Source organism: Pseudanabaena sp. UWO310 (assembly GCF_006861605.1).
Classification (GTDB): Bacteria; Cyanobacteriota; Cyanobacteriia; order Pseudanabaenales; family Pseudanabaenaceae; genus Pseudanabaena.
On sequence record NZ_SELU01000099.1, the window covers coordinates 1 to 12,032 of the forward strand.

A 12,032-nucleotide genomic window follows, 5' to 3' on the forward strand; every position below is an offset into this window, starting at 1 on the left:
CTTGTCCCACCAGTTCATCATTTTTCTTCCCTACTTTTACTTGCTTTTTACTACTTTAACCCCATCCGTACCATCTACCTGAAACCCCCTTCTCGTTTACCTTTCAAAGATGACGTGAAAAGTAAGATCTGGTTCTGCTTCCATGCAACCGATAAAGTCTGTCCAGTCTTGTTTTGGGGTTGCTAGATTGCTCTGTTGGTTTGGTTTAGCCTGTTTTTTTAGTAAATCGATTAAGTTAAAGATAATTTGCTGTGCTTCTGGGGTAAGTTCTGCGATGTCTTGTTGAATGGTGTTTAGGTTAGGCATGGTATGTATTCTCCTGTTTAACTAACGGCAAAATCGGTGTATTTGCGGAGGTTGGGCGGATCGAAGGCGAGGACAATATCTGCTTTGGGAATGCCGAGATCTACTAATTTATTGGCTATGCCAATTTCTGTGCCGTCTTGCTGAATCCAAATTTTGTGGTCAATGATGTCAAGGTGGAGAACAACGCCATAGACTCGTTTAGAGTTGCGCCAACCTACATAGACGAGTTGATAATGGTCATGTTCGGTGTCAAAGATTGTTTCTGCACGAATACGGGTATCCCAAACTAGGCTGGCGTGTTCTTTTAGGAGGTTTTGGATATGTTGACGGTATTGGGTGAGGGTATCCATTTGACTATGTTCTCCTGTTCGATGTCGTAGGTAATTAGGTAAATGGTGTTCTGTTGAAGTAGTTCTTGGACTAAGGAAGTGGCAAAAAATTTGTCATAGAGGTTTTCGGGGACGGCTAGATAGAGGATACGATCGCTTTCTAGTTTTTGCAGGGCAAGTCTATAGGTTATAAATTGTCCTAATGCTCCATAAAATTCAGAAATTTTAGAAGATCCGAGAAAACTTTTGATTTCTACTGCAATTTTAGTTTCTCCTAGTTCGGCTGCAAGAATTTTTTCGGCTCCAAGGTCTATGGCTAGGTCAAAGCTGTCTGTTTGGAGTCCATAGGGATCGTGGGTTATTTGCCAATTTTCTTTTTCAAGGGCGTGTCTGACAACTTGGTGAAATAGATCGCGGGCTGACATGATTTTCCTCCTAATATCCCAGTTTATCCCATGCTTCGAGAACGAGGCGTTGGGTGCGGTATTCGCCATATTTCTTCATTTCGTTGTTTTTTAGGACTCTAAATGTCTCGCTGGGGAAGTCTGCGCCGTAGATGTCGGCAGGGTCGAGGATGTAGCGCAGTTCGTCACGGGTTAAGCCGTAGAGTTTGGCATAGTAGGCATCGAGTTCGGCACGGATTTGGGCGCGGCGGGTTTCGTGCCAGATGAAGGGGGGAAGGGGGATGCCAAGCCCCTCCCCCCCTGCCCCTCTCCCAGAGGGCGAGGGGTGTAAGAAGTCTTCTTGCTCCCCCTCGCCCTCTTTGGGAGAGGGGGTTGGGGGGTGAGGGTCTTGCTCGAAGGCGGCGCGGTTGGCTTGCCATTGTTCGAGGATAAGTTGGCGGAGGTGGGTTTGGTGGGTGGGGTCTGGTGGGGTGGTGAGTTCGAGTTGTTTTTTGCCTGTGAGGTCTAGTTCTAGGTCAAGCCCCAGTTGTTGTTTGTCGCTGGCTTGGATGAGGATAGAGTGGGTTTCGGTTTTGCTCCCTTCGACTTCGCTCTGGGATCGAGTGGGTGTGGGATTCCAAAGGTCGTCGGCAAAGGGTTTGATGTCCCATGCGGTGTAGGTGAGTTCGAGGACGCGGGGGGCGATGTAGTTGATGTCGTTTTGGCTGTAGCGATCGGGGGGTAGGACGGGGAGTTGTTTTAATGCTGTAAAAGTTAAATGAACTCCTCCTATTTTTTGGCGAGTGATAAAATCAAAAAATAGACTATTAAAATTACCAAATAGACAACAAAGTAAATGATTGTGTTGATCGACAAGAACAATTGGCGCAGTATGTCCAACCGCAGTTTTTGGTAAAACACTAAATATTGCTGTTCTTTCATTATTTGAAGAAGCAATATCACGAAAAGCAATTAGCCAATTCTTGTTAGTCTTGCCATTCAGTCGATTTTCTATTTCGTTTTTTTCTATCCAGTATCGAGGCATAACCTCAAAACTGAAATTAATCTTTTGTGTCCCATTTGTTTGTGGTAAGTTTCCCTCATTTATGTTTTCTTGACTAGCATTCTCATATGTAGAAAATCTATGATCAAAGTGCCAGAAAAATTTAGCCTCATACAGTGGCAAAAAATTTTCGCAAGCTTCATTTTTAAATAAATAACTATCATTAGCCATGTGAAACATACTCATAAATGAAATACTCCAAGGATTTTCCCCAGTCATTTCATTTTCTAATACTGGCACTGTTTGATATATTTTTTTAGTTATTTCTGCATCTTGATTCGTTCTAAAAACAGGACAATTAAGAGTGTTAGGATTAATACGTTTAAAATCATCTTGATCTAAAATGATTTGTTTGTTGTCTTGATTTGCTTCTTGAATAGTCAAAGATAACCAACAAAATTTCATTGCTGGAGATTGTCTAGACTTACCCTGCATAATTACAATTGCAAAAGTAATGTAATCCTTTATATCTGTAAATATTTTCTTAGAATTAATGAAACCCATAATTCTTGAAAGGCTAGATTTTTCTACTAAGTCTCGGAAAAAAGCTGAGGTTGTAGAACTTGTCGCAATCCCCGTAGGCACAATAATTCCAGCCCTACCATTCCCCGCAATCAAATCCCTCGCCGTCTCCGAAAACACCGCATAGGTATTCACATCACCCACCGCCGTCAAAGGAAACCGATTCGACTCGCGGATAAACTTACTTTGTGCCTCAGCATCATGCTTCGCGGCCTCAAACTCCCGTGCCAATTCAGGCTTAAGAGTTGGCAAAGTCTTAATCAACTTCTCCCGTTCCGACTTATTCGCCGCCTTCGCGATCTCCGCATCCCGCGATGCAAAAAACTCCTTTTCCTGTAACTTGATGCGCTCCCAAGGAGGATTACCGAGAATGCAATCAAAACCATCATTCTCAAACACATCAGGAAACTCTAAAGCCCAATGAAAAAAGCCCTTCTCAGAGGCTAACTGATTCGCAGCATCAACGATTTCCCTTACTCCTATCGCTGGAAGACCCTCACCCCCAGCCCCTCTCCCAAGGGGGGAGAGGGGAGCAAGACCTTCTTCGGTTCCTGTTCCCCCTCTCCCTTTTTGGAAGAGGGGGCTAGGGGGTGAGGGTAAGCTATTGACATAGCTAGTAGAGTTTTGGGAGAGGGGGCTAGGGGGTGAGGGAATATCCTCATTCAACAACCTGATCAACGCCGCCGTAGTTGGCAATAACTGCAAATTCTGCTCAGTCAAAGGCATAAAAAACGCCGCCGTCCACAAATTGCAAGCTGAACGACTGCGCCACCACTTGCGATCGCGTTGATTCGCCTCATAGCGATCCTTCTTCTGCTTCACAAATTCAGGCGTATTCTCAGGAATCCGATCTAACTCCTGCCATGCTGAGGCAATTTCCGCCAAATCATCATCTAACTGACCAGCCGTTGAGAGTTGCCCCTTGAGATCCTTGAGCCTTTCCTGCTTATTCGCCTTCTTCTTGATGCTAGACAGCGCCTTATCATCCCCAGTCACCGCCTTAAACGCCTCATCAGGAATCCCTTCCTTTAATACATCGAGATTTAAAACACCCACCAACGAGTTCCCGCACTTAATGCGATGGTCGAGGAAATTAAGGAGCATCCCCTTCGCAAAACCCTCAATCCAGAGCGCAACTTTGCAAAGGTCAACCGCTAGGGGATTGATATCCACACCATAAATGCAATGCTGAATCACATCACGGGTCGCCTCACGCAAAGGTTCAGGACTAGGCGCAGCTTCACCCGTCCGCACTTTAGCCAATTCCTTCCCAATCCTTCGTGCTGCTGCCAATAAGAAATGTCCCGACCCACAGGCAGGATCGCAAACTTTGATGGAGAGGAGTGCGGATTCTTGAAGTTGTTGAAGACCCTCACCCCCAGCCCCTCTCCCAGAGGGCGAGGGGAGCAAGAAAGATTGTTTGATTGTTTCTAAGGTCTCAGAGAGTGATGTTTCTACTTGTTGACTACTGACACGCACAAAATGTAACCCAAGAGATTCAAGGAGTCCTTGCCGTTGACGGTCTAGCTCTTTCTGAGATTCATGGATTAGTCCATCAACTTCTACAATTAAGTTTTCTTCTCTACAGAAAAAATCAACTATAAATGTGCCAATAGGATGCTGACGGCGAAACTTACGATTTTCTAGCTTACGGTTACGAATTGCCTCCCACAAAATTGCTTCACTTTGAGTTGGCTCTTTACGAAATTGTCGCGCCACATCCTGCATTTTCTTCCGCAAATCATCAGAAATTTCCCAAGAATCCCTCACCCCTGCCCCTCTCCCTGAGGGCGAGGGGTTCTGAAATTCGTCTTGCTCCCCCTCGCCCCTAGGGAGAGGGGGCTGGGGGGTGAGGGAATTCTTCGCCTCATTCATCCTTTCTGCAATCACTGGCTCCAAGGCACTCTTCACCAACTGCGCCACAAGCTCCGATGGCGTGTAATAGGCTCCTGTCGTTTTGCGATCGCTACCCGCCACTAACAAAAACTCATACTTACCCTGAGACAAACTCACCTGTGGATGAAAATCTAACAAGCTCTCATAAACACTACCTAACTCCTCCACATCCAGCGCCGCATAATTAACCCGCCGCAGTTGTGCCTTATCGGTCGGTGCATAGAGCGATAGATTGCGAATGACAACCATGAGATCGTAATTATCTAAGGCACTGACATTTAGCTCTGGCAAAGTCGTTGAGCCGAACAAATCGCCATTAAGCGGCGATAGCCCCAACAACTCACCGCGCCAATTTTCATCAAAAAGGCAAAACGTCACCCGCAAACCTTGCCATAGGTCTTGAAATCCTTCGCGGCGAGGAACGATCGCCTTTTCTGCTAGAGCGCGTAAACGCTCAATGCTGTAATACTCCTCATAAATCCGCACCTTTTCAGGATCTTCCCCCGTCAGTAACAAATTGCGCGACTCCGCCACCATCAAGAATAAAAGGCGATAGATCAGCAACAGGATTTGTCGATAAAAATCGCGATCGCTAATTTTGCCCTCATCCCCCCTGCCCCCTTCTCCCAATGAGGGCGAAGGGGGAGTAAGAGCATCCCTCAATGCTTGATTTTTGGGATGTTGCAAGAAACCATTTCCTAATTGGGCGATCGCTCTTTCAACACCATCTCTTAGGCGATCGCGTACCCTGCCGCCCTGCTGCAAAGTCTCTTGATGATAAAACTCCAACAGACACTCATGGGCATCGTCCATTCCCTGCGGTAAACGCGATCGGTGAAATAGGCGATAAAACAACCCAAAGTCTGCAAAATTCTCACCTTCGAGAATTTGCTCAAGATCGAACTCAATATAAGTAAGCCTCGTCATCAAAGAAGAATCGCGCAACAACCGCCACTGAAAACCATTGGTAGTAATCCCCCATAGATGCTCAGTCCGATTGAGATATTCCTGCATCAACCCATGAGCCGACAGCCTCGGATTTCCACTTGGCGGCTTCTGGTCAAGTCTTATTCTGCATCCAGTAATATGAATCGGAGGTTCGCCCTCACCCCTAGCCCCTCTCCCTCTGGGAGAGGGGGACAATATTCCTGATTCTCTTTCTCCCCCTCGCCCTTTTTGGGAGAGGGGGCTGGGGGGTGAGGGCATTCCCGCCCGATGCGAAATCGCAAAACTCTGTCCATCAATAACTTCCGCCTCACCCCTAAAACTTGGCAAATATCCCAAGTTATAAAGTAAAGGCACAACCCAAGCCTTGCGCGTTTCCGTAGTCCCAGACTCCGAGAAACTCGATTCTTCACGGGATTTTTTAAATCCTGCCCAAAACTTTTTTGCCTCACCCCACACCGTCGCAATCTCATCCGCCAGCTTATCCGCCTTCGCAAAGCCAAAATCTTCGGGCGCTTGTCCCTTAACATTGCCCGTAACCAGATCCGCAAGATAGTCCCCCGCAATCAAATTACCTTCGATATGCAAACCTGTACTATTTTTGACGATTTGAGTAGTGGTCATGATACTTAATAAATTGATGATTAACCGTAGCAAGGCTTTAGCCTCTGAGTTTAAAGTGGTAATAGGCTAAAGCCTTGACTACTCTGAACTACTTAGGTTTCAAAACATAGACACCGAGCAAATCCATCGGTAACTGAGCCTTCACTTTGACCTGTCCCTCCTTCGTAATTGCTCTAACTCTACGGTGAGATTGCGCTAAATCCTGCGATCGCGACTTCGCTATTAATTCCAATTCCTCCTGCAAATCTTCCATACTTTCTAACAAGTCGCGCATATCCGATCGCACCAGCCCCAAACTAGGCGGATCGGCAACGGGTCGAGCCGTTTCAATTAACCGTAAAGCCTCACTTTGTTCTAGCCAAATCGGATTTGAAGTTGAGCCTGTAAACCCAACCACTAAACATTCTTCAGCTAATAGGCTTTTATCCTCCTTAAGTCCTTGTTTATGACTATCGATCAAATGCCGCAAGCGCAATAGTAATAACGTCGTGCGCTTAGTCACCGCATCTGTCACCGTGAAACCACAACGCGCCGCCACAGGATCAACTGTATTACTCAAGACATCCTCTAATAGAAATCGCGCTAAGCTTTCGACTAGGGGATGATTGCGACCAATAAACTCTACCCCATCAGGCATAGGACTGACAAAGGAAAGAGTTAACTTTTGCCGATCGCCTAAGAATGCGGACAGACTTGGAGCAATCTGGGACGGGATATTTGGCAACAGATAGCAAGGATGCTTTTGGATGGTTTTGGGAATGAGTGAGGCATTCAAACGCCCACAAGCCGATCGCACAAAGCGCTCGATTTCTGTAGCACTACCCAACACGTGATCGGACTCAATTAATTCCTGTTGCACATCCTCCGAAGTAATCGCCCTCTGAGCAAACCTTGTACGGCTAACTTTTTCCTCAGCTTGCTCCCAAATGCGATTCATTTCAGCATCCAGTAGCGCCAACTGTGAGCCAGCGTCAAAAATAGAAAGCTGTACGCCTGCCGATTCGTATTCAAATAAAGAGTTGAAAATTCGCTCGGTAATGTTGGCATTGTCCATCGGCACAGGCACAGTAATTCCCAAGGAACGATGAATTTTAACCGCCTTGCGAATCAATACTTTTAACACCACATCATCTATGGGATTATCTTGTCCACAGAGTAAAGCACATTTCACTTCCGATGCTTTTTGACCATAGCGATCGACCCTACCCTCTCTCTGTTCTAAGCGATTAGGATTCCAAGGTAAGTCATAGTGCAGCACTGCCGAGAAATGCTCTTGCAAATTTACGCCTTCACTCAAGCAATCCGTCGCCACTAGCACTCGTTGGGGATAGCTGGCAAGTTCGTTTAAAAATATCTCCCGTTCATCTTCCGACTGTTCGCCCGTAATCGCCAACACCCGCAAGCGATCGCCTTTTTTGTCGAGCTTTTGTTTCAGCACGTCGCCCAAATGCTTAGCTAAATACTGCGCCGTGGCAATATAGCGACACCAGATAATCGGATGATGTCCTTCTTCCAAGAGCTTGATGATAGTAGCGATCGCCTGTTGCAACTTGGCATCTTTTGCCCCGTAGAGCTTTTCGGCGGATTGGACAAAGGCTTTAAGCTTACGGCGATCGCTATCTCGATATTGTTGCTGTCCCTGCTCGATCGCCAATATGGGCTGAGCATCGGCAGACTGTTCCTGTTCTGTCGGATCGTAAACATAGGATGCCATCAAGTCTTCATCAATCGCTTCTTCCTCTAAGCGCTCCGAAACCTCACGTTTTTCCACCTGTTTACTCAAGGTCGCTACCGCCGCCGCAGGTGATGACATCACACAACGAATCAGCGCCAATGCTGCCCAATAGCGTCCCCGCTTTTGAGCATAGGACATATCATCGGTAACACCCTTAACCAAGCCCCGTGCAAAATCATAAACCTCATTAAATAATTCCCGATATTCTCGCGTCAGCTTGTAACTAAGCTCCGTAGATAATCTTTCAGGGAATGGGGTTTCACTCCCTAGCCATTGCTTCACGTCAGCACGACGACGTTGAATAAAATGATTGGCTAATTTGATTCTCTCTTTCTCTGAGAGATGTTCTAAATTCATCGCTGCAAATTCTGGTTTAACCAAGCCCAAAATTGACAAAAAAGATTCTTCAATACCGCTATGGGGCGTTGCTGATAGCAGCATTAAATGTTGATCCTGCTTTGCTGCAATCTCATTAACTAACTGATGGCGCTGCTGTTGAGAAGCACTTTGACCACTCGGACGCGCACAGGTATGCGCCTCATCGACTATCACTAAATCTGGGCAATAGGCTAAAAAACTCGCTCGACGTTTATCGGACTTGGCATAATCTAAACTAACGATGATGTGGGGATAGTAACCAAATACATGATGATCTCCCGCAGGTAGCGATCGCTCTAATTTGCCCACTGTCCCCGACCGAATCACAACTGCCTCAATATGAAACTTCTCCCGTAATTCCCTTTGCCATTGATCGCATAGGTGCGGTGGACATAAAACAGCAATTCGTTTAATTTCATGGCGATCGAGCATTTCCCTTGCTATCAATCCCGCCTCAATTGTCTTCCCAATCCCCACATCATCAGCGATTAGTAGGCGTACTGTTTCTAATCGCAAAGCCATCAGCAAAGGAACCATCTGATAAGGACGTGGATAAACCGACAATCTCCCCAAACTCCGAAAAGGTCCCGCGCCATTCCGCAAACTTAGCCTTGCTGCATCCATCAATAACAGAGCCGCTTGACGGTCTTTAATTGCTTCAGGTTGTGGTGCAGGAAATTCGGCAGACTCGATTACATCCAATCCCAGTTTATCGAAAATGCCACAGATCTCATCTTCGTTGCCGCTTAAAGGTCTTAGTCTGACCACATCTGCATGATTTGACGGTAAAACAATCCACTGGCGATCGCGACAGGTAACGACGGAACCGATATTGTAACTGGGCATTGTTGGCATTTTATATAGTCAAGCGCATCAAAACAATCTGCGTAAAAGAAAGAACTAGAAAGAGCTAATATGTCGTATTTTAAAATACGACCCCCAATAGCAACCAATTTAGCATTAAATTTTCACAATAACTACAGCAAAGCAATTTTTGTTCAAGATATCAACCGAGAAAATTTGTGGCAGGGCTTTCTCTTTTTTACTAGAGCTAAAAACACTTTAAAGATAAAGAACCCAAAAGTTATGGGATACGTTGCGTATCCCATAACTTTTGGGTTCTTTGTGTCGTATATTAAAATACGACATCGCTGGCAATGATATGAGCAAAAAACAAATAATCATTGGAATTGTTGCAAATGCAGGAGGGGTGGGGAAATCAACTCTCGCTGTCCATCTCGCCTATGAATTAAGCAAGCATAAAATATCTGTTGCATTAATCGATCTTGATCCTCAACGAGCCCTAGATGTTTTCTGTGGACTCCCACCCGCCACACCAGAAACATCAATAGTTGGAGCTTTGTCTAAAGAATTTACAGGTGATTGGACATTGGTTCCTGCATGGAATATTGCTAACATCGAAGTCTGTCAAGGTCATCCCAGCATGGCAAGACTAGCCGATGATCTAGTGATTCGTCGCCGAGGGGAATATGCTCTCGCCGATCGCTTAAAAAGTCATCCCCTACGTCATGATGTCGTGATATTAGACTGCCCTGCGACGATGGGCATCATTTGCGAAAACGCGATCGCGGCTAGTACAGGCTTACTTGTACCGATCCAGCTAGAAATGAAGTCTATCTCTGGAGTTGCGGATTTAGTTGAATGGGCGATCGCTATCACAGAGGATCTCAAACTCGATCCTTCCCCTCAGATACTTGGACTAGTACCTAGTCTCTATGATAGTAGTCGTGCGATCCATCGACAATATTTACAACAGTTGCCAGAAATAACTGAGCAGTTAAGGATCAAGCTATATCCACATATCCGTGATTCATCTGAATTCAAAAACTCTAGTGCTAATGGGTTACCATTACAAAAATATCGCCCAAATCATCCTGCTTGCAGCGATTTTCAAGAGATCGCCAAAGATATCATTAAATTATTAAAAGGTTAGAATGGGTGGCGCGAAGGGGCTCCCGTACTAAAACAAATAAATTCAAACAGGAAATACTCATGGGAAAAATTCCATCAATTTCACAAAGATTTACTGGCGCAATCCAAGCGACAGATCAAGCACAACGTATTTCTGAACTACAAGCCGAAGTAGAAAAGCTGCGATCTTCTCAGTCTCCTGTCCTAGAAAAGCAAATTGAAGCCCTCAGATCGCAGTTACAAGAACAATCTGGAGAACAAGATATTGAGGTAAGCAAGATTCAAGCAAATCCTCATCAACCGCGTCAGACTATTACCAATGAAAGCATTCAAACTATTGCCCGAAGTCTCGAAAAAGATGGACAAATTACCCCATTAATTGTGATCCCTCAAGATGACCACTATATCCTATTGGATGGTCAACGCCGTTGGGAAGCTGCCAAAATCTTAGGCTGGCAAACACTGCGATCAGTTATCGCCATCATGCCAGATGACTTACATCGGAAAGCACTACTGACATTTATTCACCATGAAGATCTTAATCCTCTTGACAAAGCCGAAGCAATCTTTAAAGAAGTTGCTGATGCTACCAGTATGGGAACAGAGGGGATATTGACAGTTCTGGCAACGGGATTAAGACGTTTAGAAAGACAAAAACAAACAAGCCAACTAACAAGTCTTGTCACCGCCACTACCGAAGAACAGATCTCAGGACTTCAAAGGTTAGGCGTGAATGAAGCTGAAGAAAAATTACTGTTAGTGTTGCTAGGTTTAGCGCTCAACCCAACATCAGTAAAAGCAAATCTGATGCCGATGCTGTCCCTACCTAATGACTTAAAGCAAGCGATTAGAGAAAAAGGACTCAAGGGCGCTCATGCCTTAGCACTTTCTGTCTTATCAGCAAAAGCATTAGAAACTTCGGAAAAGATAGCATCGAAAGAGCGCATCAAAGCCACAGAGCAAGTATTATCCGAAGAGTTAAACGTTGCTAAAACCAGAGAACTTGTTGCTCAAATTAAGGCTAAATACATTAAGTCAGAGCATAGTTCATCAAAACAAATCATATCGATACAGCGAAGTGTAGAGAAATTGTCTAGGGAAAATATTGCTAACACAAATCTAGAACAGATAAAAGATCTACGAGCACTTTTTCAGCAGAAACTAGAAGAAATTGAATCTATTTTAGATTTAATAAAATAGAGATCGCTCAACAATTGCTGACCAATAAGCTATTAAATAAAACAGTAGATTGGGAAAGTTTAGCAACAATGATTATTCATTAACCACCAAAACCGCCAAAGTGGAAAACAACCTATGACGAGCATGATTAGAAAGGCTCGCCAGAACATGGCTATGTAAATAGATTGGAATATGTTCTGAAAAGAACTCAAAAACACCAACGAAAGTATCTTTTATCGGCAGATTATCACTCAAAAACAACTCAGTTACACCAGCCCAAAGATCAACCAATTCCAAATCAGAAGGCTCAGTAAAAGAATGCAGCTTTTCATTAAAACTATGGATCAATTGGTTATATAGGTTATCTAATAACGGTTTGATCCAATCAAAATGGTACAGCAACACTCCACGCGTAATACCAAAATAGTCACACAACTGACGTTCCGACGCATTGAGCAAATCAAACCCACCATCGGTAACAGAATTAATCACCTGAGATACCTTGAATTGTAGAAGCTCCAAATTAGACATCGCATCAGGAGTGATATCACCAGACTTGATGAGAGTATGGGGGATATCACCCAGATCAAAATCTGATAAGAAATAAATCTTGTCACCCTGATTAAAGCGATCGCCTGCTTTCCTGCCAAAACACTGCGTTACCGTCGCCAAAATATGGCGATCGACAAACGCTGCAAAAGCGGGATCTTTATCAGTGGGATGCAAACCTGTCATCGCCA

At 44.8% G+C, this 12,032-nt stretch carries 8 protein-coding genes; 2 read left to right on the forward strand and 6 right to left on the reverse strand.

What is annotated here, in order from left to right; genetic code table 11:
* Window positions 1-96: 96 nt before the first annotated feature.
* The 5 genes from PseudUWO310_RS21785 to PseudUWO310_RS21810 form a co-directional block, all read right to left on the reverse strand.
* Window positions 97-306: a hypothetical protein gene (locus PseudUWO310_RS21785; protein WP_143190455.1), complete on the reverse strand. Its 210-nt coding sequence runs from the start codon at window positions 304-306 to the stop codon at window positions 97-99.
* 17 nt (window positions 307-323) lie between these two features.
* Complete coding sequence (locus tag PseudUWO310_RS21790) at window positions 324-656, reverse strand: XisI protein (protein WP_143190456.1); 333 nt, start codon at window positions 654-656, stop codon at window positions 324-326.
* Window positions 611-1,060: an element excision factor XisH family protein gene (locus PseudUWO310_RS21795; protein WP_143190457.1), complete on the reverse strand. Its 450-nt coding sequence runs from the start codon at window positions 1,058-1,060 to the stop codon at window positions 611-613. The genes PseudUWO310_RS21790 and PseudUWO310_RS21795 overlap by 46 nt, the downstream gene beginning before the upstream one ends.
* Window positions 1,061-1,070: 10 nt before the next feature.
* Window positions 1,071-6,068, reverse strand: a complete 4,998-nt coding sequence (locus tag PseudUWO310_RS23435) for a DUF559 domain-containing protein (protein WP_223805801.1) — start codon at window positions 6,066-6,068, stop codon at window positions 1,071-1,073.
* An 88-nt stretch (window positions 6,069-6,156) separates the two neighbouring features.
* Complete coding sequence (locus PseudUWO310_RS21810) at window positions 6,157-9,027, reverse strand: helicase-related protein (protein ID WP_143190458.1); 2,871 nt, start codon at window positions 9,025-9,027, stop codon at window positions 6,157-6,159.
* Window positions 9,028-9,343: 316 nt separating this feature from the next.
* Between PseudUWO310_RS21810 and PseudUWO310_RS21815 the strand changes: the two genes are divergently transcribed.
* Together PseudUWO310_RS21815 and PseudUWO310_RS21820 are read left to right on the forward strand one after the other, a co-directional pair.
* Window positions 9,344-10,135: a ParA family protein gene (locus PseudUWO310_RS21815; RefSeq protein WP_143190459.1), complete on the forward strand. Its 792-nt coding sequence runs from the start codon at window positions 9,344-9,346 to the stop codon at window positions 10,133-10,135.
* A 59-nt stretch (window positions 10,136-10,194) separates the two neighbouring features.
* On the forward strand, window positions 10,195-11,313 hold the full coding sequence (locus PseudUWO310_RS21820; protein WP_143190460.1) for a ParB/RepB/Spo0J family partition protein: 1,119 nt from the start codon (window positions 10,195-10,197) through the stop codon (window positions 11,311-11,313).
* Between the two features lie 72 nt (window positions 11,314-11,385).
* On the opposite strand, the gene PseudUWO310_RS23140 is transcribed toward PseudUWO310_RS21820, so the two are convergent.
* Window positions 11,386-12,032, reverse strand: a 647-nt coding sequence (locus PseudUWO310_RS23140) for a hypothetical protein (RefSeq protein ID WP_190316122.1), incomplete at its 5' end; no start/stop codon positions are given.

Excerpts from the sequence above, each read along its gene's own strand:
- PseudUWO310_RS21785 (WP_143190455.1), bottom strand. The coding sequence starts at position 306 with ATGCCTAACCTAAACACCATTCAACAAGACATCGCAGAACTTACCCCA.
- PseudUWO310_RS23435 (WP_223805801.1), bottom strand. The coding sequence starts at position 6,068 with ATGACCACTACTCAAATCGTCAAAAATAGTACAGGTTTGCATATCGAA.
- PseudUWO310_RS21810 (WP_143190458.1), bottom strand. The coding sequence starts at position 9,027 with ATGCCCAGTTACAATATCGGTTCCGTCGTTACCTGTCGCGATCGCCAG.
- PseudUWO310_RS21815 (WP_143190459.1), top strand. The coding sequence starts at position 9,344 with ATGAGCAAAAAACAAATAATCATTGGAATTGTTGCAAATGCAGGAGGG.
- PseudUWO310_RS21790 (WP_143190456.1), bottom strand. The coding sequence starts at position 656 with ATGGATACCCTCACCCAATACCGTCAACATATCCAAAACCTCCTAAAA.
- PseudUWO310_RS21820 (WP_143190460.1), top strand. The coding sequence starts at position 10,195 with ATGGGAAAAATTCCATCAATTTCACAAAGATTTACTGGCGCAATCCAA.
- PseudUWO310_RS21795 (WP_143190457.1), bottom strand. The coding sequence starts at position 1,060 with ATGTCAGCCCGCGATCTATTTCACCAAGTTGTCAGACACGCCCTTGAA.